Source organism: Paraburkholderia phenazinium (genome assembly GCF_900141745.1).
Classification (GTDB): Bacteria; Pseudomonadota; Gammaproteobacteria; order Burkholderiales; family Burkholderiaceae; genus Paraburkholderia; species Paraburkholderia phenazinium_B.
In genome coordinates this window covers 3,069,779-3,096,111 of sequence record NZ_FSRM01000001.1, presented here as the reverse complement: position 1 = coordinate 3,096,111, position 26,333 = coordinate 3,069,779, and the positions used below count along the sequence as shown (strand labels likewise).

The window sequence follows — 26,333 nt, the reverse complement described above, 5'->3', positions numbered from 1 at the left end:
ACGGCGATACGCCGCCAAACAGCCGCTCAAAGCGGCTGTTTTCATTTCCGGGGGCAAAAGTGTCGTATATCTGTTACATCGACGAGGCAGGATGCAGTGCGCCTTTGCCCGCGAGGAAAACGGATATTCAGCCTTTGCTTGTAGTCGCAGGACTGGTCGTTCATCAAGAGGCGCTCCCGCTCCTCACGCGTGAGTTTCTCACGTTGAAGCGCACGTACTTCCCGGGGTCGTTCACTTCGCCTCATCTACTCGACGACGTGCGAGAAGAGGTCAAGGGCTCTGATCTTCGAAGTGCGATCCGGAAGAAAGGCCATAAAGCCCGAACGCAATTGCGGTTTATCGACGATACGTTGGGACTGCTTGAGCGCTACAGCTGTCGGGTTCTCGCGTCGGTCTGGATAAAGGGTGTAGCTATGCCGTTCAAGTCGCGCGAGACCTATACTCAATCGGTGCAGTATGCATGCAAGGCCTTCCAGTCGTTTCTGAAGCACAAGGACTCGCAAGGTTTTGTGATTGCCGACTTTAGGACTACGCAACTGAACGACCAGGTTGCGCATTCGATTTTTACTCAAAAGTACCGGGCGAAAGGCGATCCATTTGACCGTGTGATCGAGTTGCCGACGTTCGGTGTGAGTAACAACCACGTCGGTCTCCAGCTGACCGATGTCTTGTGCAGCGCGCTTATCTTCCCGATCGCGTCATCGGTTTACTGTTTTGGCCACGTCTCGGGAGTCCATGTGAATGGGCGCGATCTTGTCGCTCGTCGCCGCTACAGCAAGCGTCTGAAAAAGCTTCAATTTAAGGTCGACGCAGGTTGGAGCGTCTGGGTGTCCGACAAACACCAGAAGCGTTCGTCGGCCGATCTCTTTGTGGTGCCGCCAGTTCAGACTCCGGTCCATGTGCCGCTGCACGGCCTGGATGTCGAATGGCATGCGGCGGTGGACGCAGACGGAGTTGAGAAAGGCGACGACGAGGCAACGGCCAGCACGGCCGCATTAGCTTAGGCATCGTCGCGGCGGCCCGGCTTTACCGGGTGTTGCATTTCACAACCAACTTCAGCGTCGCGGTCATATTCCGACGAGGGGACGTCGAGGACACATGGCACGGTAGAATAGTGCCTTCGCGGCGCGGTGCGCCACGACCCCCACAAGTACGGTGTATCAGTGAAAAACCATTTGGAATCAAAGGCGAAGGCGGGATCTGCTCCTAAAATCGGCATGGTCTCCCTCGGCTGCCCGAAAGCGCTCGTCGACTCCGAGCAGATCATCACGCAACTGCGCGCCGAAGGCTACGAGATCTCGGGGACCTATGACGGCGCCGATCTGGTCGTGGTCAACACCTGCGGCTTCATCGACGAAGCGGTCCAGGAAAGCCTCGACGCCATCGGCGAGGCGCTGTCCGAAAACGGCAAGGTGATCGTCACCGGTTGCCTCGGCGCGAAGAAGAGCGCGAGCGGCTCAGGCCTGATCGAAGAGGTGCATCCGAAGGTGCTGGCCGTCACCGGTCCGCATGCGCTGGGCGAAGTGATGCAGGCGGTCCATAACCACCTGCCGAAGCCGCACGACCCGTTCGTGGATCTCGTGCCCGCTGCGGGCGTGAAACTCACGCCGCGCCACTACGCGTATCTGAAGATTTCCGAAGGCTGCAACCATCGCTGCACGTTCTGCATCATCCCGTCCATGCGCGGCGACCTCGTGTCGCGTCCGGTCGCTGACGTGATGCTTGAAGCTGAAAACCTGTTCAAGTCCGGTGTGAAGGAACTGCTGGTGATTTCGCAGGACACGAGTGCGTATGGCGTGGACGTGAAGTACCGCACCGGTTTCTGGAACGGCAAGCCGATCAAGACGCGCATGACCGATCTCGTCGGCGCACTCGGCGAACTGGCGGCGCAATACGGCGCCTGGGTGCGCCTGCACTATGTGTATCCGTACCCAAGCGTCGACGAAGTGATCCCGATGATGGCCGAAGGCCCGTTCAAAGGCCACGTGCTGCCGTACCTCGATGTACCGTTCCAGCACGCGCATCCCGAAGTGCTCAAGCGTATGAAGCGCCCGGCCAATGCCGAAAAAGTGCTTGAGCGCGTGCGCGCATGGCGCGAGATGTGCCCGGATCTGACCATCCGCAGCACGTTCATCGCCGGCTTTCCTGGTGAGACCGAAGAGCATTTCCAGACGCTGCTCGATTTCATCCGCGAAGCAGAACTGGATCGGGTTGGCTGCTTTGCTTACTCGCCGGTTGAGGGCGCCACGGCCAACGAACTGGACGGTGCGTTGCCCGACGAAGTGCGTGAAGAACGCCGCGCGCGTTTCATGGAAGTCGCCGAGGAAGTGTCGGCGAAGCGCATCGCCCGCAAGGTCGGCAAGACGCTGAAGGTGCTGGTCGATGAGATCAATACCGACGGCGGCATCGGCCGCACGGCAGCGGATGCGCCGGAGATCGACGGGGTCGTGTATATCGCGCCCACCACCAAGGCCTCGAAGCGCTACAAGGTCGGTGATTTTGTCTCGGTGAAGATCAGCGGTGCGGATGGCCACGATCTGTGGGGCGAGGTGTAAGCCATGCCTACGTCCGCGAGCCCGGCAGTCCTCGCGCTCGGCGAGGCAATGGTCGAATTCAACCAGGCGTCGAAGGACGAGCCGAACTATCTGCAGGGGTTTGGCGGCGACACCTCGAACTTCTGCGTCGCGGCTGCTCGTCAGGGTACGACGGCCGGCTTTGTGTCGGCAGTCGGCGACGATCATTTCGGGCGTCTGCTGCTCGATCTGTGGCAGTGCGAGTCGGTCGCTACGTCGATGGTGAAGGTCGATAGCCACGCGCCCACCGGCGTCTATTTTGTCTCGCACGGCCCGGACGGGCATCAGTTCGATTATCTGCGCGCCGGTTCGGCCGCGAGTCGTTACGCCCCACGGGATTTGCCGCTTGACGCGATTGCCGCGGCCCAGGTGGTGCATCTGTCCGGCATCAGTCTCGCCATCAGCGTAAGTGCCTGCGATGCTGCTCTCGCGGCCATCGGCCACGCTCGCGCGAACGGTGTGCGTGTCAGTTTCGATACCAACCTGCGTCTCAAGCTGTGGCCGCTCGCGCGAGCGCGTGCGGTGATGGCCGAAGCGATTCGCTACACGGATATCTGTCTCCCAAGCTGGGACGATGTCACGGAGCTGACGGGGCTCACTGGCCGCGACGAGATCGTCGATTATCTGCTGGCGCTCGGGCCCCGCGTGGTAGCGCTCAAGCTCGGCAAGCAGGGCGCTTATGTGGCCACGCCGGATGAGCGCCGCCTCGTGCCGGGTCACGTCGTGAACGCCGTCGATGCGACCGGTGCTGGCGATTGTTTCGGCGGTGCGTTTATTGCCCGCATCGTCGCGGGTGACGATCCGTTTGCCGCGGCGCGCTATGCCAACGTGGCGGCGGCATTGTCCACGCAAGGCTACGGCGCAGTGGCGCCGATTCCCCATCGTGCGGTGGTCGAGCAGGCGTTGGCCGAGGCTGTTTAAGGCGTCTCTCTCGCACGTATGCGCGTGATCTGCACGAGAGCACCTGGACGCGACGACAACGAACCAGGCGGTCCGCGACCGTCGTTGAAATAGTGGCAATCCAGATCACCATCAGTGAATCAGAGAGTAGGAGGAGCGAGCAATGCAACGGGACGTCGTAGTGATAAGCGGGGTACGGACGGCAATTGGCGACTTCGGTGGCAGCCTCAAAGACTTCTCGCCGACCGATCTCGGCGCACGCGTGGTGCGTGAGGTGTTGTCGCGTGCGAAGGTGTCGGGCGACGAAGTGGGCCATGTCGTGTTCGGCAACGTGGTTCACACCGAACCGAAGGATATGTATCTGGCCCGCGTCGCGGCGTTGAACGGCGGCGTCGCGCAGCATACGCCTGCGTTGACGGTGAACCGCTTGTGCGGTTCCGGTCTGCAGGCGATCGTCTCCGCCGCGCAGAGCGTGCTGCTCGGCGATGCGGATATCGCCATCGGCGGCGGCGCAGAAAACATGAGCCGCGCGCCGTATGTGATGCCCGCTGCGCGCTTCGGCCAGCGCATGGGCGATGCGCGTCTCGTCGACATGATGCTGGGCGCCCTCAACGATCCGTTCCAGGGCATCCACATGGGCGTGACGGCTGAGAACGTCGCGCAAAAATACGGCATCACGCGTGAAGCCCAAGATGCGCTCGCGCTCGAATCGCATCGTCGTGCCGCCCACGCTATCGCGAACGGGTATTTCAAGGAACAGATTCTGCCGGTCACGATTGCATCGAAGAAGGGTGACGTCGTGTTCGAACAGGATGAACACGTTCGCGTGAATCCGTCGGCGGAAGACTTTGCGAAGTTGAAGCCGGTGTTTGCGAAGGAAAACGGCTCGGTCACTGCCGGCAACGCGTCCGGTATCAACGACGCGGCCGCTGCGGTTGTCCTGATGGAGCGCAGCGTCGCGGAGCAGCGCGGTGTGCAGCCATTGGCACGTCTGGTCGCGTACGCGCACGCGGGCGTCGATCCGGCGTACATGGGTATCGGCCCGGTGCCGGCTACCCGCAAGGTGCTCGAACGGGCCGGCCTGACGGTCGCCGATCTCGATGTCATCGAAGCCAACGAAGCATTTGCCGCGCAGGCGTGCGCGGTCAGCAACGAACTTGGACTCGATCCCGCGAAGGTCAATCCGAACGGCTCCGGCATTTCGCTCGGCCACCCGATCGGCGCGACCGGCGCACTGATTACCGTGAAGGCGCTCTACGAACTGCAGCGCACTCGCGGGCGTTACGCGCTCGTGACGATGTGCATCGGCGGCGGCCAGGGCATCGCGGCGATCTTCGAGCGGATTTGACGCGAGGCGTAGCGCCTCGCCTCGTGCAACAGGAAAGGAACGATGCTGGAATCGAAAGCAATGAAGAATGCTGCCTCTTTGCGCGGCTGGGTCTCCGGTACTGCGGCGATGCTGCTGCTGGCCGGTGCGAGCGTCTTGATGCCTGCCCAGGTCTGGGCACAAAGCGATGCGGTCAAGGAGCTCGCCGCGCCGCCGCCGATCCAGTTGCCGCTCAAGCCGAGCCCGGAGTTTGCAAAGTTTCCGCGCCTGGTGGGCACGCTTGGCTCGCGCCAGATCGTGCTACGCCTCGGACCGAAGACCGACGATCCGTCGGGCGTGCATGGTGAATATCAGTACACCGACACGGGCGAAGTGATCCTGATCGCGGGGGATCGCGACGGCGATACCCTCGAAGTGGAAGAGTCGAACGACGGTACCCATATCACCGGCAACTGGGTTGGCAAGTTTGCTGCCGACGGTTCGGTGGCGGGCGACCGGATGAATGTCGACGATTCGGATCCGCAGCCGTTCGACTTGCGTCCGCTGGCTGCGGGACAACCTGTTCCTGCTGCAACTGCGCAAACGGCGCCGCCGGCCGCTGGCGGTGGTGCTGCCACCCCGGCCGCACCCGCCGCTCCGGCTGCCGCAGCCCCGAGTGGCGCGCATACGGTGAACGGGGTGAACAACCTGTCGACAGGCGACTAGGCGCTGTGTTGCGGCACGCGCTATCCGTTCTGTTTTGCCTCTACGCGAAATCACCATGACTCAATCCAAACCAAAGCGCAGCCTGCAAACCCGCATCGTGCGCGCTGAAGACCAGGTCACACCGGGCTTCGAATCGCTATCGGTGCCGGTGGCGCGCGCATCGACGGTCGTGTTTCCCGATCTCGCCGCGATGCGGGCGTGCGACTGGCGCAACGACGGCCAGTGGCGCTACGGCCTGCATGCGACGCCGACCTCCCTCGTGCTGGCGCAGCGGCTCGCCGCGATCGAAGGCGGCAATCATGCGCTGTTGCAGCCGTCGGGACTGTCGGCGATCTCCAACGTCTACTTTGGCCTCGTCAAGGCGGGCGACGACGTCCTGATCCCCGACAACGTGTATTCGCCGAACCGTGAGCACGGCGATTGGCTGGCGCGCGATTTCGGCATTACGGCACGTTATTACGACCCGTTGATCGGCGCGGGGATTGCGGACCTGATCCAGCCCAATACGCGCCTGATCTGGCTCGAAGCGCCGGGCTCGGTGACGATGGAAGTGCCCGACATCCGGGCGATCACTGCGGCAGCGCGTGCCCGCAACGTCATCACGGCAATCGACAATACCTGGTCCGCTGGACTGGCGTTCCGTCCGTTCGATCATGGTGTCGATATCTCGCTTCAGGCGCTGACCAAGTATCAGTCGGGTGGTGGCGACGTGCTGATGGGCGCGACCATCACGGTGGATCGTGACGTGCATCTGAAGCTGAAAGCGGCGCGCATGCGCATGGGCATCGGCGTCTCCGCGGACGACTGCTCGCTGATTCTGCGCAGCCTGCCCAGCATGCGGGTGCGTTTCGAGCAGCATGACCGCAGCGCGCTCGCGCTTGCGAAGTGGCTGAAGACACGTCCTGAGATTGCGGCGGTGCTGCATCCGGCATTTGCCGATTGTCCGGGACACGAGGTCTACGAACGCGATTTCACGGGCGCGGGCGGACTGTTTTCGGTCGTGTTCGACGGCCGCTACACGCCGGCGCAAATCGACACGTTCTGCGAGTCGCTCGAGCTGTTTTCGATCGGCTGGAGCTGGGGTGGGGCGCACAGCCTCGTGGTGCCGTACGACATCGCTTCGATGCGGACGGCGGCGCAGTGGCCGCATCAAGGCACGTTAGTGCGCTTCTATATCGGGCTGGAGGAAGAGGCCGATCTGCGCGCGGATATCGAGCAGAGTTTGAGTACGTTGGCCTAGGTATCGCTTGCTGAGAATGAAGCGTTCTTTTTAAGAATCGCCGCACTTACCGCGTTGCGACGTCTTAAGCAGCTCAAAACAACCGCAACACCCCATCCAGCCCAACGTGGTTAAACGCGACGCTGGCCGCTTCGCGCACCACTGGCTTCGCACGAAATGCGACCGATAGCCCGGCCTCGGCCATCATTTTCAGGTCGTTCGAACCGTCGCCCATCGCGATCGCCCGGTTCGGATCTATGCCTAGCTTGGCACAGGTCTCACGCAGCGTACGCGCCTTGACGTCGGCGTTCACGATCTCGCCTGTTACTTTGCCGGTCAGTTTGCCGTCGACGATTTCGAGCGTATTCGCGTGCGAGAAATCGAGGCCCAGGCGGGCCTTCAGCCTGTCCGTGAAGAACGTGAAACCGCCGGACACGAGCAACGTTTTCAGACCCGCTGCCTTTGCCCCGGCGAGCATCTGTTCAGCTCCCGGCGAGAGACGCAGCCGTTCGTCGTACACGCGTTCCAGCGCGCTGGCGTCGAGGCCCTTGAGCAGCGCTACCCGGCGCGTGAGGCTTTCGTTGAAGTCCTTGATTTCGCCGCGCATCGACGCCTCGGTGATCGCCGCGACCTCGGCTTTCAGCCCGCAGAAATCGGCGATTTCGTCGATGCATTCGATCGTGATCAGCGTCGAATCCATATCCATCGCCACCAGGCCGAAGTCGCGCAAGTGCCGGTTGGGTTCGACAAACGCGAAGTCCAGCGAGTGCGTGTCGCAGTAAACCTCGAGATCGGCGCGCTGGGCGGGGTTGGCGTCGGCAATGCGGATGGCGTACGCATCGATGACGGTGGCGCGCGAGCCACGCGCAAGCGCGATAAGCGTCTTATGGTGATCGGCGGACAACGGCGCGGGGCTTTGGATGACGAGGTTCATGTCGACGCAGGAAAGAGCGCGCGGCGCGCGCGGAAAATCTGGCTATTGTAACGGGTCGGCGGAGGCCGCCCGCGGCGCCGCCCGACCGTAGCTTTTGCCGATCTTACGCAAGAGTTACAGGACGCCCAGAGAGGTGCCGCCGGGCCGCACGGGCACTGGCGCGGCCCAGCACGGCCGTGCCTTCGTGGCACGCTTGCTGCTTCGTCAAAGATCCCGGCCTTTGTGGAGCGCACGATGTCACACATGATCTGGAAAGGCGCGATCAGCTTCGGCCTCGTGCACGTGCCGGTACAACTGTATCCGGCCACGCAGTCGGAAAAAGTCGGCTTCAATCTGCTCGACAAGCGGTCCATCGATCCCATCGGCTACCGGCAGATCAACAAGCGGACCGGCAAGGAAGTTACGCGCGATAACATTGTCCGCGGCTTCGAGTACGAGAAGGATAAGTACGTTGTCCTGTCCGATGACGAAATCCGCTCGGCGAATCCGGAGTCGACGCAAACCGTCGATATCCTCGCGTTCGTCGAAGCCCCCGAGATTTCGTTTCTCTATCTCGACACTCCATATTTTCTGGCGCCCGACCGCAAGGGCGAGAAGGTCTATGCGTTGCTGCGCGAGGCACTGAAGGCGTCCGGCAAGATCGGCGTCGCGAACGTGGTGTTGCACAACAAGCAGCATCTGGCGGCGCTGATTCCGGTTGGGCCGGTTCTTGCGCTCAACACACTGCGCTGGGCCGACGAAGTGCGCGACTACAATGAATTGAAGTTGCCGTCCGAGGACCCGAAGAAGGCGGGAGTGACCGCGCGCGAACTCGATATGGCGAAAAAGCTGATCGACGACATGAGCGACAGTTGGGACCCGTTGACCTATCACGACACGTTCCGCGACGACATCATGGCGCTCGTCGACCGCAAGGTTCGCGCGGGCAAGACCGAAGAGGTCACCGACGTAGAGACTCCCAAGGAATCGCGTCAGTCCGCCGAGATTCTCGATCTGTCGGACCTGCTCAAGCGCAGCCTCGGACGTGGCAAGGGCAAGACGCGCGGGCGAGCGTCCGCGGCGCAGGACGATGATGCGGAGGAGGCGGCCGAACCGCCACGCCGCAAGACTGGCACGACGCGCCGCGCGGCTAGCACCGGCGCGCGCGCGGCGGCTTCGCGCAAAGAAGCTGCGCCGCGCAAGCGTAGCGCTGCGTAAGCCTGTCTTTAAAGCACTGCTATGGCCGACCGCCTTGATCCCTATCACCGCAAGCGCCGCTTCGACGAGACACCCGAGCCGTCAGGCAAGGGCGCGCCGAAGGTTGCGCGCCGCAAGGCGTCGTCGGCCGGACAGGCGCACGCGCTGTCCTATGTGATTCAGGAGCATGACGCGCGCCGCCTTCACTACGACTTTCGCCTGGAACTCGATGGCACGCTGAAGTCCTGGGCGGTGCCTAAAGGACCGAGCCTGGACCCGTCGGTAAAGCGGCTGGCCGTGCATGTGGAAGATCACCCATTGGAATACGGGTCGTTCGAAGGTGAGATACCGCCCGGCAATTACGGTGCAGGTTCCGTAATCGTATGGGATCGCGGCACGTGGGAACCGGACGGGGGCCTCAAGCACGCGCACGAGGCCTATCGGGCAGGCAAGCTCAAGTTCACGTTGGCTGGCGACAAGCTCCAGGGCGGCTGGATGCTGGTACGCAGCCATATGCGTGGAAGTGGGGACAAGGAGCAATGGCTGCTGATCAAGGAACGCGACGACGCGGCCCGCAGCGAGGCGGATTTCGATGTGCTCGCCGAGCGTCCTGGCAGTGTGCTCGATGCTCCGGCGGCGTCTCGCTCACGCAACGGCGTGGCGCGCAAAGCCGCGGCTGGAAAAACGGGCGGGAAGACGGCAGTGGGAAAGACGGCAGAGAAGCATGCCGTAGACACGCACACCTCAGCCAAACGAGCCACCCGCGCCAGCAAAACAACTACCGCGGGGCGGAAATCCACCTCGCAAGCGCATGCGGCCGACCCGACAAAAACCGATATCGTCGCCAACCGCAGCGCGGAGTCGCTCCGCACGCTAGCGGCATCGCCGGCAATCAAGGGCGCGGCGAAAGCCAGCTTGCCCGCCACGCTCAAGCCGCAACTGGCGACACTGGTCGACGCCGCCCCGCCTGGCGACGAATGGTCGTACGAGATCAAGTTCGACGGTTACCGGGTACTGGTGCGCATCGATCATCGCGCCTCGAAGCATCCTGTACGCATCGATACGCGCGCCGGCAACGACTGGAGCGCGAAATTCAGCAAACAGGTCGACGCGCTGGCGCAACTCGAACTCGAGAGCGCATGGCTCGATGGCGAAGCAGTCGTGCTCGATCACAACGATGTGCCGAACTTCCAGGCACTCCAGAATGCGTTCGATGCAAACCGGCCGCAAGACATTGTGATCTATCTGTTCGACGTCCCGTATCTGAACGGCTACGACCTGCGTGCCGTGCCACTGGTACAACGCCGCGCCATTCTGCACGCGCTGCTGGAGGGCACGGACGAGCGGGTTCTGCGCTTTTCCGAGGACTTCGCCTTCAGCGCGGAGGAACTGCTGAAAAGCGCCTGCGACATGGCGCTCGAGGGGATCATCGGCAAACGGCGTGACAGCCATTACGCGTCGGGCCGCACGTCGACCTGGATCAAACTCAAGTGCCGGCGTCGTCAGGAATTCGTGATTGGTGGCTACACGGAGCCTGCGGGCAGCCGGGCGGCGTTTGGCGCGTTGCTGCTCGGCGTGCACGATAGCAAAGGCAAACTGCAGTACGCGGGCCGGGTCGGCACGGGCTTCGATGCGGCGCTGCTGCGTTCGGTGAAGAAGGAACTCGATGTGCTCGAGACCTCACGCATGCCGTTCGCCAGTGTGCCTCGCGAACGCAGTCGCACGCCCGTTCACTGGGTCAAACCGTCGCTCGTGTGCGAGTGCAATTTCGCGGAGTGGACCGACGAGCGCATCGTGCGGCAGGCGTCGTTCGTGAGCTTGCGAAATGATAAACCGGCGCGGCAGATCGTCAGGGAAACGCCGCGCGAAGGAGCCGATGTGCAACCGAACCCAACCGAGCGTTCTGCCAATACAACCGCGAAACCGGGTGCAGCGGGAAAACGCACCGTGAAGCAGGACGCGGCAGGGAACAGCGCAACGTCTAAAGCCACAGCGTCCAAGGCTGAAACGTCAGAGGCTGCAACATCCAAAGCTGCCGCGTCCAAGGCTGAAACGTCCAGGACGGCAACGCCCAAAGCCGCGGCGTCCAAGACCGCACCGGCCCGCGCATCTCGCGGCAAGAAGACCCCTGCAGCCGACGAGCCGTCATCGATCGCCGGCGTGCGGATCTCTCACCCAGACCGCGTCATCGACAAACAGACCGGCGCCCGCAAGATCGATCTCGTGCAGTACTATGAATCGGTTGCTGACTGGATGCTGCCGCATCTGAAGGATCGGCCGGTCTCGCTGGTGCGCGCCCCGGAGGACATCGGCGGCGAGCTGTTCTTCCAGAAGCATAGCCAGAAGCTGGCGATTCCGAACGTCACCCAGCATCCGGGCCTCGATCCTGGCCATCCACCGCTGATCTCGGTCGACACGATAAAGGCGCTAATCGGCGCGGCGCAGATGGGCACAGTCGAGCTGCATACGTGGAACGCGCTCGCTTCGAACATCGAAAAGCCTGACCGGATGGTGTTTGATCTCGATCCGGACCCGGCGCTCGGCTGGGACAAGATGATCGAAGCCGCTCAACTGACCCGCACGCTGCTTGATGAACTCGGTCTCGAATCGTTCTGCAAAACAAGTGGCGGCAAAGGCTTGCATGTCGTCGTGCCGCTCGCGAAGCAGGCTGGCTGGGACGAGGTGAAGGCGTTTTCGCAGGCCGTCGCACAACACATGGCGGCCACGCTGCCCAAACATTTCGCCGCGAAGATGGGTCCGCAGAACCGCAAGCGCAAGATCTTCGTCGATTACCTGCGCAACAACCGCGGCTCGAGCACCGTGGCCGCTTTTTCCGCACGCGCACGACCTGGCCTTGGCGTCTCCGTACCGCTCGCGTGGGACGAGGTTGCCGGCACCACAGCCGGCGATCAATGGACCATTGCCAACCTGCACGAACGGCTTGAGTCGCTGCGGCAAGACCCTTGGGCGGATTACGCGAAGACGCGGCAACGCATCACTGCCGCAATGAAGAAGCGCCTCGATGGCGCGAAATCCGATTGAGCCGGCGGACGCTTATGCGCCGGCGCAGTCAAAACCAACTGGAACGGGAGGACACGATGAAGACATCACCCCAAGTGTCGCAAGCGGGCGGCAAGCAACAAAAGCACGGCAAGAGCGCTGACCCGCACGCGAGTCAGGACGCCCGTTCGTTGCAGGATGAGGCCGCTCCGTTGCCGCACGAAACCGATCAAACTTCGGAGTCGCAACACGAGGACGATCCGCGTCGTGTCGGCAAGCAGGCCCATGGCGATCTGCAGCGCGGCCTGAAGGACACGGACCGGCGCGGTGGCGACGAGTATCAGCAGAAGACGCAGAACGATGCGCACAGCAATGCGAATTCCAGCGGCAAAGTTAAGTCTGGCGCGGGCAACAAGCACTAAGCGTGGGTATTGAATGAAGGGAATGAAGGCCGGTTCTGCGCCAGTGCACGCCGCCGGTATGCGTATTGGAGGCGAGCGTTGCTGCGCGGTGCAACGCTTTCCGGGTCTCAGGACCCAGCGTCTGCCTCACGCGGCTCGAGATCCCAATACGGCGGATCGCCGAAGTGCTCTGCCAGAAAGTCGATAAACGCCAACGTCTTGGGCGGCACGAATGCGCGGCTCGGATAGACGCCCCAGATCGCCACCGTCTCGGCGAGCGGATAGCTGTCGAGAATCGTCACCAGTTTGCCGCTGCGCAGGTAAGGCGCGACATCCCATGTCGATTTCAACGCAATGCCGAAGCCGGCCAGCAAGGCGTCGCGGATGACCTCGCCGTTATCGGTGGCGAGGCGCCCGCTGACGCGCACATCGATCGGCCCCGCCGGCGTCTCGAAAGCCCATGTATGCTGGTCCGACAGAATCACGCATTCGTGTTGCACGAGATCGGCCGGATGATGCGGCGTCCCGTGCTCCGCCAGATAAGCGGGTGCGCAGCAGATGACGCGCCGGTTCACCGCCAGACGTTTTGCCACCAGCGTCGAATCCTTCAACGCGCCAAGCCGGATTGCCAGATCGACCCCGGCGTCGACGAGATCGACGATATGGTCGGAGAGGCGCAGATCGACGCTCACACCCGGATAGCGGCGTAGAAATTCGGGGATCACTGGCGAAACATGCTGACGTCCGAACGACGATGTCATCGACACCCGCAGACGCCCCTGCGGCTCGGTTTGCGCCCGGCCAACCGAGGCACGGGCGGCCGCCGCGGCGTCGAGCAGCGTCTGGGCGCGCATCATGAAAACCTCGCCGTCCTGCGTCAGGCTGATGCGGCGGGTGGTCCGATGCAGCAGGCGCGCGCCGAGCAGCCTTTCGAGCTGCCCGAGCCGGGCGCTTGCCACCGCCGCCGACAAACCGAACTCGCGCCCGGCCGCCGATACATTAGCCAGCAGCGCAGCCCGCACGAACAGCGCGACGTCGAGCAGATCGAGCCGTTCGCGCTCATTGACGGCAGATGGCGGAGAGGCAGCAGACGTCATTATTCCGAATTTCAAGAAAATGTTTAAGCCATTATGCCTGTTCTGAAAGAGGAAGGATCGTCCTAAGATAGCAAACAGTCGATCGATGCCGGGCCGCCCACGGCACCCGCGTCGAAGCGAATGTTTAACCCCGTCTAATCGATGAACGAATCAGGAGTTGCCATGAAAGCTGTCGGTCTTTATCGCTATTTGCCCGTCGACCATCCCGAAGCGCTGCTCGACGTCGAGCTTCCCAAGCCGGAAGCCAGCGGCCGTGACCTGCTCGTAAAGGTCGAGGCGATCTCCGTGAACCCGGTCGATTACAAGGTGCGCTCGCCGAAAGACACGGTCGAGAAGGTGCCACGCGTGCTCGGCTGGGACGCGGCGGGAACGGTGGCGGCAGTCGGCCCCGAAGTGACGCTTTTCAAGGTCGGCGATCCGGTGTTCTATGCGGGGAGCATTACCCGGCCGGGCGCGAACAGCGAGTATCACCTCGTCGACGAACGCATCGTCGGCCACAAACCGGCTTCGCTCGACTTCAGCCACGCCGCGGCGTTGCCGTTGACCGCGATTACCGCGTGGGAGGCGCTGTTCGATCGGCTCGGCGTGTCGCCGCAAGGCGCGGATAAGGGGCGCTCGGTGCTGATCATCGGTGGCGCGGGCGGGGTGGGTTCGATCGGTATTCAACTGGCGAAGCAGCTCGCCGGACTGACCGTCATTGCGACAGCCTCGCGTCCGGCGTCGGCAAAGTGGGCGACCGAACTGGGCGCGGATCACATCGTCGATCATTTCGGCGACATGCCGGCGCAGTTGAAGGGGATCGGTTTCGAGCAGGTGGACTACGTGTTGATTTTCAACGACACGGACAAGCACTTCCCGGCGGCAGCCGCGGTGATCAAACCACAGGGCGGTATTTGTACGATCGTTGAAAACAGCAAGCCGATTGCGGTCGAGTTGCTGAAGGCGAAGAGCGCCGCGTTCCATTGGGAATTCATGTTCACGCGTTCGATGTTCGGTACGCCCGACATGATCGAACAGCACAAGCTGCTGACCGAAGTAGGCCGTCTCGTCGACGCGGGCACGCTGCGCACGACGGTCGGCGAGGACCTCGGCAAGATCAATGCGCAGAACGTGCGGCGCGCGCATCAATTGCTGGAAGAAGGCCGGGCAATCGGCAAGCTCGTGTTGACCGGCTTCTAGGCATAGCCAAGCCAAGGGACGCGCTTAACGCAAGCGGGTTAACACCCAATCCGCGCGAAGCGTTTTTGGGTCCGCTTGGCGGTAGACTGGCAGGGCTCCATGCAAAGTCGCTGCGCGTCTCGCGACGCGAGCGTGCAGCGGCACAACGACGAGGTGACCGTATGAGCCCCTGCTTCAGACTCTCCGCCGTGTCTATGGTCGCATCTCTTGCCTGCGCTCTGGTGCCGGCGGCCCATGCCGTCACGCCGATCACGGTGACTTCGCAAGCCGCGACGGATGGACCGATCCGCTACACCGTCAAGGTCACTTCGAAGGAATTCGGCAACGTGCAGGAAACCCGCACGATCCGCTCCGGCGAGTCCGATGACTTCACGTGGAAGACCGTGCCGCCTGGCGGCGCGGTCGCGGCGACGGATCAGTGTCCCGACTACACGTCGTATCCCCTTGATAGCAACGGCGCGGTGCTGCGGCAAACGCAGATCCGCTTTGCGCCGGTGGTCGCCAATGACGGTACGGCAACCGTGCAACTGAGCTTCCAGGCATTGGCGCCACACGGCACCAAGAACGTGACCAACGCCGGCAAGACGCTCAAGTGTCCGAACGATGTCAGGCTCAGTCAGATTGTGCGTTTTAGCATGCCCACCAACGGCAGTGCGAAGACGCTGACCTTGAGCGATGGAACCCAGGTCGTGGTGTCGGCGAAGCGCTGAACGGTTGAGTGATCAGCGCTTCGGTGGCATATATGATGCGCTGTGCATGCGCCGCCTATGTGCGCTGCATGCAGTGGATCAAACGCCACGGCAAGGCAAGCATCAGCGCCGCCTGGTCGCCGCTCGTTCCATCAATCGAGATGCCAAAAACCGGTGATCCGCTGAAAACAGCCGCCGATAAGTCAGCAGCACGGCCAGCACAGTACCGAGCGCCGACGACGCCGCGATCAGAAACATGATCACGATCTGATAGCGGACAGCCTGCAGCGGCGACTGGCCGGCGAGCACCTGACCGGTCATCATGCCGGGCAGGCTGACGATGCCTACCACTGCCATCTGGTTGAGCGTCGGAATCATCCCTGCACGCACCGCCTGCCGCGCCGGCGCCTGGGCAGCTTCCCAACGGGTGGCGCCAAGCGCGAGCGCCATGTCCACGCGATCGCGCCGCGCAGTCAGCTCTTCGGTCATCCGTTCGATGCCAAGCGACACCCCCGTGAGCGTATTGCCGAGGATCATGCCGAGAATCGGAATCGCATATTGAGGCTCGTACCACGGGCGAATGCGGATCACGACGAACAGACCCACGGCAGCCACCAGCCACGAGCTGACCCAGATCGATACGATGCTGTCGACGCGCTGCCCGGTATAGGTGCGTGCGCCGCGTTGCGCGCCTGCGAATCCGGCGATGAGGGTCATCGCCACCATCAACGGCAGCACGACAAACCAGCGGTCGAACTGGAACACCCAGCCGAGCACATAACCGATCGCCAGCAACTGAACCACGGTGCGCACCGCGGCCCAGGCGAGCTTGCGTTCGAGGTCCAGCTTGAGCGCCACCGACACCGCGCCGTTCACCACGATCAGCAGCGCGGCGATCGCCACATCCCACAGGCTGAGGTTTTGCAGGTTCATTGGGCTGGTTCCTCATTGGCATCTCTCGGTGCTGCGGCTTCATCGAGAACGCCGCCGCGCATGGTCAGGTGACGCTCGCTCATGCGTTTTGCCTGGGCCGGATCGTGCGATACCCACACCGATGCGCGCGGCTGCCGGTCGTCGGCGAACCACGCTTTGACGAGACCTTCGATGGCGTGCGACGACTCAGGGTCGAGCGAGGCCGTCGGTTCGTCGAGCAGCAAGACCTCCGGGTCGAGCTGCAGCACGCGGATTAGCGCCGCGATCTGCGCTTCGCCGCCCGACAGATCGCTCGCGCGTTTGTCGAGAAAGTCGTTGCCTCGACCCGCCTGCGCCGCCAGCGAAGCGGCCCGCGTGCGATCGAACTGCACATCGCGATACGCCTTGAGCGAGAACGGGTAGCGCAGGTTGTCCTCGACCGTGCCGTCGAGAATCGCGGGCCGTTGCCGGATATAGGCGACATTGCGGCGGTAGCGCGGGATCGCCGCGCGTTCGACAGGTTTGCCGTGCCAGGCAATGTGTCCGCTGTCAAGCGGATCGAGCAGCGCGAGCGCGCGCAGCAACACGCTCTTGCCCGAACCCGACGGGCCGGTGATGGCGACCCGGTCGCCTGCGTACAGCGTGAAACGGGTTTGACGCAGGAGTATCTGACCGCTCAGCGGATCGCGTCTGGAGATGTCCGCGGCGTCGATGAGAGGAGTGTCGGTCATGTTTGAATTGGGTTCATAGGTACAATGCGCGTCCCCGTGCCTGATGCACGGTGAACCGGGCATGTTAACTGCTGTCCGATAAGCAAATTGAGAAGAATGGAGTGACTCATGGCAGTGTCGAGCACGATCGGCGGACGAATCGGCAAGATCATCGCATGGCTCCTGGCAGTCATCGTTGTCCTGATCGCTGCATTGGCGATTTTTATCCTGACCTTCGACTGGAATCGCGCGCGTCCCTGGGTGGACCAGAAAGTCAGCGACGCGATAGGCAGGCAGTTTGTCATCGAGGGCGATCTGAAAGTCGGCTGGCGCCATCCGGTGGGTGAGACGGGCTGGCGCGGCTGGGTGCCCTGGCCACGATTTTCGGCGGCCAATATCACGATAGCCAATCCCGACTGGACCAAACAGCCGCACTTCGCAACGCTCGACGAGATCGACTTCGAAGTCGCGGTGCTGCCGTTGCTCGCGCATGACATTGTGATTCCGGCGATCAATCTGGTGAATCCCTCGGTTGACCTCGAACGGGTGCTCGACGGGCGCAATAATTGGACGTTCAAACTGCAGTCATCTGCTGGGCCGTCGGAATGGAAGCTGGAACTGCACGACATTGCATTCGCCAAGGCCAACATTGCCTATTCGGACGAGCAGAAGAAGACCGACATGCAGGTCGTGGTCGATACGCTTGGCCAGCCGATCCCGATCGGCGACGTAATGAAACAACAGGAAGCGGCCTCCCGTAAGGACTCCGCACAGGTGGTTGGCAAGGAGGGGGCGAGCAAGCTGACCGCTCAGGCGAATGCGATCACCGCTTCGGAGGCGACGGCGGCGTCGGCGGCTGCGGAGGCGTCGTCTACGGGCTCGGCCTCGGCTGCTGCGCAAGCCTCTGCCGCGACAGCGGGGAGCGCCGGCTCGAACGCGTCGGCGGCCGGCCGTCCTGGGGCGGGTGAAGCGACCATGACATCGGTCGCGTCTGCGCCGATCAATCCTGCCAGCAGCGTAGGCATCGGCGCCAAGCCTCCGGTTCCGCCGTACGCCCTGGGCTGGACCGCCAAGGGGTCGTACAACCACACGCCCGTATCAGGCACCGGCAAGTTAGGCGGTCTGCTGGCGCTGCAGGACGTGAACCGGCCGTTCCCGCTACAGGCCGACGTCAAGGCCGGCGACCTGCATGTGGCGCTGGTCGGCACGATCACGGATCCGGCCCATCTCGCTGCGGTCGATTTACGTCTGTGGCTGCAGGGCACCAGCATGGCGCATCTGTATTCGCTGACGGGCGTGACATTGCCGGACACGCCGCCTTATGCCACGGAAGGGCGCCTCGTAGGCAATTTCAAGCAGGACGGCAACGTCTTCAAGTATGAAAATTTTACAGGCCGGGTGGGCGGCAGCGACCTGAACGGCTCGCTGACCTACACGGCTCGCGAGCCAAGGCCGCTACTGCAGGGTGAGCTTGTATCGAACCTGCTGCAATTCTCCGACCTCGCCCCGGTGATCGGCGCCGATTCGAACGCCAGCAAAGCCAAGCGAGGCGATGCGACCAAACAGCCGTCCAACAAGGCCCTGCCGGTCGAGGAGTTCCGCACGGACCGCTGGAAAGCGATCGACGCCGACGTCAAATTCACCGGCCGGCGGCTCATCAAGAATCCGGATCTGCCGATTACCAACCTGTACACCCACGTCGTGATGACGGACGGCGTGCTCTCGCTGGTACCGCTCTCGTTCGGCGTGGCAGGCGGCACGCTCTCATCGGACATTCATCTGGATGGCAGCACGACGCCGTTGAAGGGCCGTTTCTCGACCGCGGCGCGCCACCTGAAACTCAAGCAACTGTTCCCGAACTTCAAGACGATGCAAAGCGCACTCGGCGAAGTGAACGGCGATGCCGCGCTTTCGGCGACCGGCAATTCGCCGGCGGCGCTCGCCGGAACCGCGAATGGCGAAGTGAAGGCGCTGGTCACTGACGGCACGGTGAGCCGCTTGCTGATGGAGGCCGCTGGCCTGAACGTGGCCAACGTGGTCTACGAAAAGCTGTTCGGCACGGCTGACGTCAAGATCAATTGCGCCGCAGCGGACTTCGTCGCGACCGATGGCGTGCTCAATCCGCGAGTCTTCGCGCTGGATACGGACGACGCGGTGATCGACATCGACGGTAACGTCAATATGCGGGACGAGACAATGGACCTGGGCGTGCATCCGCACACGAAGGGCTTCCGGGTATTTTCGCTGCGCTCGCCGCTATACGTGAAAGGCACCTTCAAGGATCCTCACGTCGGCGTGAATGCGACGGCATTGGCGCTGCGCGGTGGCGCAATGGTCGGCCTCGGCCTGATCAACCCGTTTGCCGCGCTGATCCCGCTGATTGCGCCGAGCAATAACAAGCCGCTGCCCTGCAATCAATTGCTGGCGGCCGAGCGCGCGCAGCCTACTGCGCCGGCGCCTGGGCAGAAGGAAAAGGCGCGTGCGCCGATATCGCTGGACGGGAATGCTTCGGCTCCGGCCGCGGCAAGCAGCGCAAGCAAGGCTGCCAGGCCGGCGGCCGCGTCACCGGCGAATGGCGGTGCCTTGTACAAGGGGAGCTAGGCAGGAGACAGGTGTGCGGGAAGGGCAGTATCAGCACACAAGGAAAGCAGGCGGGCTCATGAGAGCATGAGCCCGCCGCTTATCTTATCGCCGCATAACAGAATCAGAAGAGACTCAGCGCAATGAGCGCGGCGTCGCATCGCCAGCGGCATCCTGGCGCCGTACACCGCGACGTGGACCGCCTACCGCCGCACGGGTGGCGCCGAACTCCGGGAGAATCCGGCCGCGGGCGCGGCTGGCAAATACAAGGAAGCCGAAGCCGTCCGCTTCGTACCAGTAACCACCGTTTTCCAACCCGTCGAGCGGCTGTTCCAGGGCATTGGCGATTGATTCAATGCAACGCCGGCGCAGTTCGGCAGGCGCCGGGTAGGGCGGCTGTGCACCGCGCACGCTGCATAGGAGGACGTCGAGACCTGGCAGCACATGGGCGTACAGCACTGGCTCATCTTGTGCGCGAGCCCGCGCGATCTTGGTGTCGAGCTGGCCGAACGGTTTGAAGTGCCGTAGCACGGCGAGGAACGACTCATCGCCGTCCACCTTCGCGCGCCGACGCTTTTTCGGGAAGGACATAAAAATTCGCCTGAAAAAGAATTGCAAGAAACGCAGCGTCCTCATGCGACCACTCCCGGCTTCGCGCCGCCGCACGTCGATCTTTTATAGCATACGAAAATGCCAGATTCACGGTGATTCGACGATCAGTCTGCCTCACACCCATCCGCACGAATCGTGCCGAATCGCCTTGCCGCGCGCTTTCGCATCCCCAGCATCAGTCTCTAACTTCTGTCTCAATGATAGACGCAGGTGCCCTGTAAGGGAGAGCCTCGCCATTAAAAAAACACATTTTTATGTTGTCCAGCGCTTCCAGGGCGGCAGATTGAAATATCTCGGGTTCGCGTCGATAATGACCCGGTTCCGCTACGGCGGTTCGGCGGCCTGCGCCGCTTGGGGGCAAAGCGCAGCCCGCCGCCTGGACCGTGCGGCGTCCGGACAGACTACCAGGCGCACATGAAACTATTTACCAAGGGTCTCCTGCTGATCGCGATGCCGAGCGTCGTCGAGCTGGCATTGCTCGGTGTCGTCTTCGAGACGCAACAGCGGGCGGCGCAGGCCGCGCTGTGGGTCGCCAATAGCAAGCAGATCCTGTATCAGTCGTCTTCGCTCATCGACCCGCTGCTGCGTCAGGCCGCGCGGGTTCGCACGGGTATGGTGGTGGGCGACCCCACGTTCGTCGACCGTCATGTGGCATGGGTCGACCTGGGTGACCGGCTGACCCATCTCGAACAACTGGTCGTCGACACACCGCAGCAGGCCACGCGCGCGCAGCAGATGCGCGCTACCGTCGACGCTTACCGGGCCCAGGCCGAGACCATCGCCAAGGGCCTGCGTGAGGGGCGCAGCATGACCGCATTCACCGCGCTCGAAGCCGGTGAGGTGCCGACCCAGGTGGCGCTGTTTCGCGACCAGCTCGATGCTTTCGTCGCGGAAGAGTCGCGCCTCGATGCCGAGCGCAGCGCTTCGCTCGCTCAGACCAAGGCTCGCCAGCAATATGCGCTGATCGCGGCCGTGCTTGGCTCCATGCTGATCTGGGGTTTCACCGCGCTGGTATTCGCCCGCAGTATCGGCCGCCGTCTCGAGGTGCTGAGCGGGAACGCCGAGCGCCTCGGCCATGGCCGGCCATTGAGTGCACCTCTTTCAGGCAACGACGAGATCGCCGCGCTCGACGCCGTACTGCACCAGACCGGCGCACGGTTGCGCGCGGCCGAGCAGTCCCAGACCGTCCTGAAGGCAAAGCTCGAGGCGCGTGCCAAGGAACTGGCAGGGGTCAACGAGGAGTTGCGCCAGGAGACCCAAGACAACGAGATGTTCATCTACAGCGTCTCGCACGACTTGCGCTCGCCGCTCGTGAACCTGCAGGGCTTCTCCAAGGAGCTGCAGGTTTCCTGCGACGAACTGCGCGCCACAATCGATGCGGCGCAGTTACCGAAAGCCGAAGAACGCCGCCTCACCGATGTCCTCGACGGCGACGTGCGCGAATCGCTGCAGTTTTTGCGGACCGCCGTGACGCGGGCAGCCGCGATCATCGAGGCGTTGCTGCGAATCTCGCGGGCCGGGCGCCTCGAATATCAGTGGCAGCGCGTGAGTATCGGGCGGGTGGTGGCGCACGTGGTCGACGGGTTAGCCGGCACGATCGAAGCGCGCGGCGTTTCCGTCACCGTGCGCGAGTTGCCGCCGGCGTGGGGCGACCCGGGCGCGATCGAGCAGATCTTCAGCAATCTGATCGGCAATGCGCTCAACTTTCTCGATCCGGACCGCATGGGCCGTATCGAGGTGGGCGCGTGCGAGCCAGATCCTGTGGACGAGAGCGAGCCGCCTGTCTTGCGCACGCGAACTTACTATGTGCGCGACAATGGGCTTGGCATTCCGGCGGCTTATATGTCCAAAGTGTTTCGTGCCTTTCAGCGGCTGCACGGCGAAGTGGCGAAAGGCGACGGCATTGGACTTGCACTGGTGCGGCGCATGGCCGAGCGGCACGGCGGACGCGTCTGGGTGGAATCGGCAGAGGGCGCGGGGTCGACGTTTTTCGTCGTGCTGCCCGAGCAGCCGGCCCGGCTGTAAAGCGGGCGTCGAATCGCAGCAAGTCATGCAGCAAGGCGGTTCTCGTGTGCAGTCCTTGGGCTGCCCCGCGGATCGCTTAAATTGAAAAGTATGAAACACGAATAAACTGATCACGCACCGGCGATTCGCAGGCACGGAGGCAGGATGAAACATGGGGAAACGGTCAGCATCGTCCTGATCGAAGACGACGACGGCCACGCTACGCTCGTCGAGCGCAATTTGCGCCGGGCCGGCATCTCGAACGGTTTTCTGCGGTTTTCCGATGGGCAGCAGGCGCTCGATTATTTTTTCGGCGATCCGCCCAGTGGGGACGTAGCCGGCAAATATCCGCCGCGCCAGGATCTGATGAACTTCGTCGTGCTGCTCGATCTCAAGATGCCGCGGGTGGACGGCTTCGAGGTGCTGCGCCGTCTGAAGGACTCTCCGTCTACGGCTGCGGTGCCGGTGATCGTCCTGACTACAACCGACGATCCGCGTGAAATCGAGCGCTGCTATGAACTTGGCTGCAATGTGTACATCACGAAGCCGGTCGAATATGACGCATTCATCGAGGCGGTGCGCCGCCTCGGCTTCTTCCTGCAGGTGGTGAAGCTGCCGCCGGGCCAGCGTTTAATGGCATCCTGAGGGACCTATCGTTACGGTACAGGCCTCAAATCCGCCAGCGTAAATCCAGCCATAGAAAGAACCAGCATGACCGAAGACGTATCCTCGCCACCCGCGGATTATGTGCTTGTCGTCGATGACGACGAAGGCATCTTGCGTCTTGCACGCAAGTCGCTGCAGCGGGCCGGTTGTCGCGTGGCGCTCTGTTCGGACGTCGAAAGTGCCCGCGAGCGGATCGCGGCCGGCGAGCCGGACCTGCTCGTACTCGACTATCAGCTCAACGGGCCGGAGACTGGCCTCGACTTCTTCCGCCGGCTGCGCGCCGAAGGCGTGCGCAGTCCTGCCATCCTCGTTACCGGGTTCACGGACGAATCGCGCGTGATCGAAGCGTTGCGCGCCGGCGTCTCGGACGTGGTGCCGAAATCCGGCGACTACCTCGACTATCTGCCGGAAGCTGTGGAGCGGGCGCTCTCACAGGTCCGACTACAGCGGGCTTCGGCCGAAGCAGTGCTGCTGCGCGACCGCGAGCAGCATTACCGTACCTTGTCGGAAGCGCTGCCGCATCTCGTGCTGACCTGCGACGCCAATGGCGATTGCGATTTTCTGTCGAAGCAGTGGTTCGAATACACGGGTCTCGACGAAAGCCATTCGCACGGCCTCGCGTGGCTCGAAGCCGTTCATGCCGACGATCGCGAGGAAATCCGCCAGAGCTGGCTGAAAACGGTCAGGAGCGGGGCCGAGGACTATCGCCATGAGCTGCGCATTCGCGGCCATGACGGCGCATACCGCTGGTTCGACGCGCGTATCGTTGCGATGCGCGATTCCGACGGCGTGGTCACCAAGTGGTTTGGCAGTTGTACGGACATTCATTCGCAGCGCGAAGCGATTGAGGAGCATGAACGGCTGCTGGCTTCCGAGCAGGCTGCGCGGCACGCCGCCGAAGAAGCCAATCGTGCGAAAGACCGCTTTCTGGCAATGCTCTCGCACGAGTTGCGTACGCCACTCACGCCTGTGCTGGCGGGCTCGCGAGTGCTCGAAATGATACCGGACCTGCCGGACCAGGCGCGCTCGTGCGTGCTGATGATCCGCCGCAACGTCGAACTCGAAGCGCGCCTCATCGACGATCTGCTCGATCTCACGCGGGTGGCGAACGGCAAGCTGCGTCTCTCGCTGGAGACCGTGAACGTGCATGAAGTGATCGACAGCGTGCTCGAACTGTTTCGCAGCGAGATTCAGGTCAAGCAGCAGGACGTGCATGTCGACAAGGCCGCGCAGCACCACTACGTGCTTGCTGACCGCGCGCGATTGCAGCAGATGCTCTGGAACCTGATCCGCAACGCCGCCAAATTCACACCGGACGGTGGTCATATCTATGTGCGCACGCGCGACGAGCGGATGCATGTGCAGATCTCGATCGAGGATACGGGGATCGGCATTGAACCCGAGCAGATCGGCAAGCTCTTCAACGCGTTTGAACAGGGCAATCAGAACATGACCCGCCAGTTCGGCGGTCTGGGATTAGGTCTCGCTATCACCAAGGCGCTGACCGATGTGCACGGCGGCACGGTAACGGCACAGAGTCCCGGAGCGCACTGCGGCGCGACCTTCACGATTACCTTGCCGACGGCCGCGAAGCCTGTTGAAGAAGCGGTCGTCCCGGCACCCGCTGCGACCTACCCAGGTGGCGTCATGACGATCCTGCTGATCGAGGATCATGTGGACACCGCCGAGGTGATGGCGCAGCTGATTCGCAGCCTCGGCCATGAGGTGACGGTGGTGGGCCGCGTGGCCGACGCGCTGGCGGCCACACAGTCGGTGACGTTCGATCTGATTGTGAGCGACGTCGGATTGCCGGACGGCACCGGCCTCGATTTCATCAAGGCGTTTCGCGAACATTCGGATGTGCCGGCGATTGCCTTGACCGGCTTCGGCACCGACGAGGATGTTCGTCGCTGCCTGGGCGCCGGTTTCACATCGCATCTGACCAAGCCTGTGAATTTCGGTCAGCTCGAACAGTTGATCGAGAGCGCGGCGAATGTGAAGGCCGAAAAAACCGCGGCCTCCGATTCCACGTAGTGCGAAGTTTTGGCGAATGATGCCTTACCTACGCCTGGGGCAGGCGCGGCGAGTTTTTCAGTGAATCGCGGATTTCACGCAGCAGCAGCACGTCTTCCGGCGTCGGAGCGGGCGGCGGCGCTTCGGCAGGGGCCGGCTTGCGCAGGTTGTTGATGAACTTCACCATCAGGAAAATGATAAAGGCGAGGATGATGAAGTTGATCAGCACGGTGATGAACGAGCCATAGCCGAATACGGCCACACCCGCTGTTTGCAGGTCTTTATACGACTCGGGGCTGCCCTTGAAGCTTGCCGGAATCTCGCCCAGGCGGATGAACTTGTTGGAAAAATCGAGGCCGCCGGTGGCGAGTCCGACGACCGGCATGATCAGGTCTTTGACAATTGAATTAACAATGGTGGAAAACGCGCCGCCGATAATCACACCGACTGCAAGATCCATCACGTTGCCTTTGAGGGCAAATTCCTTGAACTCCTTGACCATGCTCATTGGGATTTCCTCCTTGAAGTCGATGGCGCCATGATAGCCAACGTGGGGAGGATAGGGTAGTGCTTTTGAGGATGCGCCTGCGCTACGGAAACTATGACTCAAGCGCGTGAGCCCGCTCGACGTGCGCTGCAAAACTGACCGTATCGATGTTGGCCCCGCATAGCAGCACCCCAACGCGTTTGCCCTGCAACGTCTCGCGCAGCGGACCGAGCAGGGCCGCTGTAGCCGCCGCGCAGGCGGGTTCGACGGCGAGCTTGAGTTGCGTGAACAGCGTCAGCATGGCCGAGCGCAACTGGTTGTCCGTGACCGTGACGAGGCGGTCGATATGGCGTCTGCACAGTTCGTAGCTGTATTGCTCGGTGTGCGGTGCCATCAGCGAATCCGCAATGCTGTACATGTGGCCCATCTTGATCGTATGGTTGGCCGCGAAGCTCTTGCTCATCGCATCGGAACCGTCCGGTTCGACCCCGAACACATGGATGCGCGGATTCGCCAGCCGTAATGCCGTCGACACACCTGCCGCAAGGCCGCCGCCGCCGATCGGTACGATCACGGCGTCCAGATCCGGCGTTTGCGTGGCCCATTCGTAGCCGAGTGTCGAGGTGCCGAGCACCGTGCGGTAACCGTTGAACGGATGCACGAAATAGCGGCCTTCCTCGGCTTCGACGCGGCGCACGATCTCGAACGCTTCGGCGCCGTTCTCCGCCAGCACCATCTCTGCGCCGAACTGCCGGCACAGCGCGACGCGCGCCGGGTTGGCCGAACGAAACAGCACGACCTTGGCGCTGATGCCGAGGCGCATCGCCGCATAGGCGACCGCGACCGCATGATTGCCGCCCGATACGCAAGTCACTCCGGCACTGCGTTGCGCTTCGTCGAGCGCGAGCAGATGGGTGAACGCACCGCGTGTCTTGAAGCTGCCGCCCGCCTGCAGCAGTTCGAACTTGAAGTTCACCATCGTGCCTTCCAGCGATGGCAAATCGAGCTTGTCGAACACCGGCGTGCGCGCGACCCACGGCGTCAACGCAAAATGCTGCGAGGCGATGTCGTCGAGCGTCGGGATCGGCTCGCCGTCGATCGTATGGTCGGTGTGCTGAGGCGTAGCGGTGGACATGGCGTGGGGTGAAG

At 62.7% G+C, this 26,333-nt stretch carries 22 protein-coding genes; 15 read left to right on the top strand and 7 right to left on the bottom strand.

The genetic code is table 11. The features are described 5' to 3' along the window. The first annotated feature begins 59 nt into the window (after nt 1-59). The 6 genes from BUS06_RS14005 (at nt 60) to BUS06_RS13980 (ending at nt 6,745) form a co-directional block, all read left to right on the top strand. Nucleotides 60-1,004: a DUF3800 domain-containing protein gene (locus BUS06_RS14005; RefSeq protein ID WP_074264802.1), complete on the top strand. Its 945-nt coding sequence runs from the start codon at nt 60-62 to the stop codon at nt 1,002-1,004. Between the two features lie 213 nt (nt 1,005-1,217). Then, nucleotides 1,218-2,555, top strand: coding sequence for a 30S ribosomal protein S12 methylthiotransferase RimO (gene rimO, locus BUS06_RS14000; RefSeq protein WP_217272822.1), 1,338 nt, complete (start codon nt 1,218-1,220; stop codon nt 2,553-2,555). A 3-nt stretch (nt 2,556-2,558) separates the two neighbouring features. Further along, nucleotides 2,559-3,494 carry a sugar kinase gene (locus BUS06_RS13995; protein WP_074264800.1) on the top strand — a complete coding sequence of 312 codons (936 nt, stop codon included), beginning with the start codon at nt 2,559-2,561 and terminating at the stop codon, nt 3,492-3,494. A 142-nt stretch (nt 3,495-3,636) separates the two neighbouring features. Continuing rightward, on the top strand, nt 3,637-4,821 hold the full coding sequence (gene bktB, locus BUS06_RS13990; protein ID WP_074264799.1) for a beta-ketothiolase BktB: 1,185 nt from the start codon (nt 3,637-3,639) through the stop codon (nt 4,819-4,821). 42 nt (nt 4,822-4,863) lie between these two features. Then, nucleotides 4,864-5,505 (top strand): hypothetical protein, encoded by a 642-nt coding sequence (locus BUS06_RS13985; RefSeq protein WP_074264798.1) that lies wholly within the window; start codon nt 4,864-4,866, stop codon nt 5,503-5,505. 55 nt (nt 5,506-5,560) lie between these two features. Next, the gene (locus BUS06_RS13980) at nt 5,561-6,745 is read left to right on the top strand and encodes a cystathionine beta-lyase (RefSeq protein ID WP_074264797.1); all 1,185 of its coding nucleotides are present in this window, start codon (nt 5,561-5,563) and stop codon (nt 6,743-6,745) included. Nucleotides 6,746-6,818: 73 nt separating this feature from the next. Here BUS06_RS13980 and serB read toward each other — a convergent pair whose 3' ends face one another. Beyond that, a complete protein-coding gene (gene serB, locus BUS06_RS13975; RefSeq protein WP_074264796.1) occupies nt 6,819-7,658 on the bottom strand; it encodes a phosphoserine phosphatase SerB in 840 nt (279 codons plus the stop codon). A 234-nt stretch (nt 7,659-7,892) separates the two neighbouring features. On the opposite strand from serB, the gene BUS06_RS13970 reads away from it, so the two are divergent. Genes BUS06_RS13970 through BUS06_RS13960 form a run of 3 tightly spaced genes read left to right on the top strand, consistent with a single transcriptional unit; the run spans nt 7,893 to nt 12,256 of the window. Then, complete coding sequence (locus BUS06_RS13970) at nt 7,893-8,855, top strand: non-homologous end joining protein Ku (RefSeq protein WP_074264795.1); 963 nt, start codon at nt 7,893-7,895, stop codon at nt 8,853-8,855. A gap of 21 nt (nt 8,856-8,876) precedes the next feature. Next, nucleotides 8,877-11,876, top strand: a complete 3,000-nt coding sequence (ligD, locus tag BUS06_RS13965) for a DNA ligase D (protein ID WP_074264794.1) — start codon at nt 8,877-8,879, stop codon at nt 11,874-11,876. Between the two features lie 56 nt (nt 11,877-11,932). Continuing rightward, entirely contained in the window at nt 11,933-12,256 is a 324-nt protein-coding gene (locus tag BUS06_RS13960; RefSeq protein ID WP_074266092.1) for a hypothetical protein, read from the top strand. A gap of 107 nt (nt 12,257-12,363) precedes the next feature. On the opposite strand, the gene BUS06_RS13955 is transcribed toward BUS06_RS13960, so the two are convergent. After that, entirely contained in the window at nt 12,364-13,332 is a 969-nt protein-coding gene (locus tag BUS06_RS13955; RefSeq protein ID WP_074264793.1) for a LysR family transcriptional regulator, read from the bottom strand. A gap of 162 nt (nt 13,333-13,494) precedes the next feature. Between BUS06_RS13955 and BUS06_RS13950 the strand changes: the two genes are divergently transcribed. Beyond that, the gene (locus tag BUS06_RS13950) at nt 13,495-14,511 is read left to right on the top strand and encodes a zinc-binding alcohol dehydrogenase family protein (RefSeq protein WP_074264792.1); all 1,017 of its coding nucleotides are present in this window, start codon (nt 13,495-13,497) and stop codon (nt 14,509-14,511) included. A gap of 161 nt (nt 14,512-14,672) precedes the next feature. Further along, a complete protein-coding gene (locus tag BUS06_RS13945) occupies nt 14,673-15,221 on the top strand; it encodes a DUF6013 family protein (protein ID WP_074264791.1) in 549 nt (182 codons plus the stop codon). A 102-nt stretch (nt 15,222-15,323) separates the two neighbouring features. Here BUS06_RS13945 and BUS06_RS13940 read toward each other — a convergent pair whose 3' ends face one another. Both BUS06_RS13940 and BUS06_RS13935 read right to left on the bottom strand, forming a co-directional pair. After that, complete coding sequence (locus BUS06_RS13940; RefSeq protein ID WP_074264790.1) at nt 15,324-16,133, bottom strand: ABC transporter permease; 810 nt, start codon at nt 16,131-16,133, stop codon at nt 15,324-15,326. Next, complete coding sequence (locus BUS06_RS13935) at nt 16,130-16,843, bottom strand: ABC transporter ATP-binding protein (protein ID WP_074264789.1); 714 nt, start codon at nt 16,841-16,843, stop codon at nt 16,130-16,132. The genes BUS06_RS13940 and BUS06_RS13935 overlap by 4 nt, the downstream gene beginning before the upstream one ends. A gap of 108 nt (nt 16,844-16,951) precedes the next feature. Between BUS06_RS13935 and BUS06_RS13930 the strand changes: the two genes are divergently transcribed. After that, nucleotides 16,952-19,423, top strand: a complete 2,472-nt coding sequence (locus BUS06_RS13930) for an AsmA family protein (protein ID WP_074264788.1) — start codon at nt 16,952-16,954, stop codon at nt 19,421-19,423. 114 nt (nt 19,424-19,537) lie between these two features. Here BUS06_RS13930 and BUS06_RS13925 read toward each other — a convergent pair whose 3' ends face one another. After that, nucleotides 19,538-20,038, bottom strand: coding sequence for a hypothetical protein (locus BUS06_RS13925; RefSeq protein WP_074264787.1), 501 nt, complete (start codon nt 20,036-20,038; stop codon nt 19,538-19,540). 390 nt (nt 20,039-20,428) lie between these two features. Between BUS06_RS13925 and BUS06_RS13920 the strand changes: the two genes are divergently transcribed. From BUS06_RS13920 to BUS06_RS13910, 3 genes are all read left to right on the top strand, one after another. Beyond that, complete coding sequence (locus BUS06_RS13920; RefSeq protein ID WP_074264786.1) at nt 20,429-22,039, top strand: sensor histidine kinase; 1,611 nt, start codon at nt 20,429-20,431, stop codon at nt 22,037-22,039. 144 nt (nt 22,040-22,183) lie between these two features. Next, entirely contained in the window at nt 22,184-22,663 is a 480-nt protein-coding gene (locus BUS06_RS13915) for a response regulator (protein WP_074264785.1), read from the top strand. 66 nt (nt 22,664-22,729) lie between these two features. Beyond that, entirely contained in the window at nt 22,730-24,718 is a 1,989-nt protein-coding gene (locus tag BUS06_RS13910) for a hybrid sensor histidine kinase/response regulator (RefSeq protein ID WP_074264784.1), read from the top strand. Between the two features lie 28 nt (nt 24,719-24,746). On the opposite strand, the gene mscL is transcribed toward BUS06_RS13910, so the two are convergent. Together mscL and BUS06_RS13900 are read right to left on the bottom strand one after the other, a co-directional pair. Continuing rightward, complete coding sequence (gene mscL, locus BUS06_RS13905; protein ID WP_074264783.1) at nt 24,747-25,205, bottom strand: large conductance mechanosensitive channel protein MscL; 459 nt, start codon at nt 25,203-25,205, stop codon at nt 24,747-24,749. 91 nt (nt 25,206-25,296) lie between these two features. Then, nucleotides 25,297-26,319, bottom strand: a complete 1,023-nt coding sequence (locus tag BUS06_RS13900) for a threonine/serine dehydratase family protein (RefSeq protein ID WP_074264782.1) — start codon at nt 26,317-26,319, stop codon at nt 25,297-25,299. Nucleotides 26,320-26,333 lie beyond the last annotated feature (14 nt).

What these genes read in the sequence shown, in the direction of transcription:
- BUS06_RS13935 (WP_074264789.1), bottom strand. Translation starts at nt 16,843, where the DNA reads ATGACCGACACTCCTCTCATCGACGCCGCGGACATCTCCAGACGCGAT.
- BUS06_RS13955 (WP_074264793.1), bottom strand. Translation starts at nt 13,332, where the DNA reads ATGACGTCTGCTGCCTCTCCGCCATCTGCCGTCAATGAGCGCGAACGG.
- BUS06_RS13925 (WP_074264787.1), bottom strand. Translation starts at nt 20,038, where the DNA reads ATGAGGACGCTGCGTTTCTTGCAATTCTTTTTCAGGCGAATTTTTATG.
- BUS06_RS13995 (WP_074264800.1), top strand. Translation starts at nt 2,559, where the DNA reads ATGCCTACGTCCGCGAGCCCGGCAGTCCTCGCGCTCGGCGAGGCAATG.
- BUS06_RS13915 (WP_074264785.1), top strand. Translation starts at nt 22,184, where the DNA reads ATGAAACATGGGGAAACGGTCAGCATCGTCCTGATCGAAGACGACGAC.
- serB (WP_074264796.1), bottom strand. Translation starts at nt 7,658, where the DNA reads ATGAACCTCGTCATCCAAAGCCCCGCGCCGTTGTCCGCCGATCACCAT.
- bktB (WP_074264799.1), top strand. Translation starts at nt 3,637, where the DNA reads ATGCAACGGGACGTCGTAGTGATAAGCGGGGTACGGACGGCAATTGGC.
- BUS06_RS13940 (WP_074264790.1), bottom strand. Translation starts at nt 16,133, where the DNA reads ATGAACCTGCAAAACCTCAGCCTGTGGGATGTGGCGATCGCCGCGCTG.
- BUS06_RS13980 (WP_074264797.1), top strand. Translation starts at nt 5,561, where the DNA reads ATGACTCAATCCAAACCAAAGCGCAGCCTGCAAACCCGCATCGTGCGC.
- rimO (WP_217272822.1), top strand. Translation starts at nt 1,218, where the DNA reads ATGGTCTCCCTCGGCTGCCCGAAAGCGCTCGTCGACTCCGAGCAGATC.
- BUS06_RS13970 (WP_074264795.1), top strand. Translation starts at nt 7,893, where the DNA reads ATGTCACACATGATCTGGAAAGGCGCGATCAGCTTCGGCCTCGTGCAC.
- BUS06_RS13900 (WP_074264782.1), bottom strand. Translation starts at nt 26,319, where the DNA reads ATGTCCACCGCTACGCCTCAGCACACCGACCATACGATCGACGGCGAG.
- mscL (WP_074264783.1), bottom strand. Translation starts at nt 25,205, where the DNA reads ATGAGCATGGTCAAGGAGTTCAAGGAATTTGCCCTCAAAGGCAACGTG.
- BUS06_RS13920 (WP_074264786.1), top strand. Translation starts at nt 20,429, where the DNA reads ATGAAACTATTTACCAAGGGTCTCCTGCTGATCGCGATGCCGAGCGTC.
- BUS06_RS13960 (WP_074266092.1), top strand. Translation starts at nt 11,933, where the DNA reads ATGAAGACATCACCCCAAGTGTCGCAAGCGGGCGGCAAGCAACAAAAG.
- BUS06_RS13930 (WP_074264788.1), top strand. Translation starts at nt 16,952, where the DNA reads ATGGCAGTGTCGAGCACGATCGGCGGACGAATCGGCAAGATCATCGCA.
- BUS06_RS13950 (WP_074264792.1), top strand. Translation starts at nt 13,495, where the DNA reads ATGAAAGCTGTCGGTCTTTATCGCTATTTGCCCGTCGACCATCCCGAA.
- BUS06_RS13945 (WP_074264791.1), top strand. Translation starts at nt 14,673, where the DNA reads ATGAGCCCCTGCTTCAGACTCTCCGCCGTGTCTATGGTCGCATCTCTT.
- ligD (WP_074264794.1), top strand. Translation starts at nt 8,877, where the DNA reads ATGGCCGACCGCCTTGATCCCTATCACCGCAAGCGCCGCTTCGACGAG.
- BUS06_RS13910 (WP_074264784.1), top strand. Translation starts at nt 22,730, where the DNA reads ATGACCGAAGACGTATCCTCGCCACCCGCGGATTATGTGCTTGTCGTC.
- BUS06_RS13985 (WP_074264798.1), top strand. Translation starts at nt 4,864, where the DNA reads ATGCTGGAATCGAAAGCAATGAAGAATGCTGCCTCTTTGCGCGGCTGG.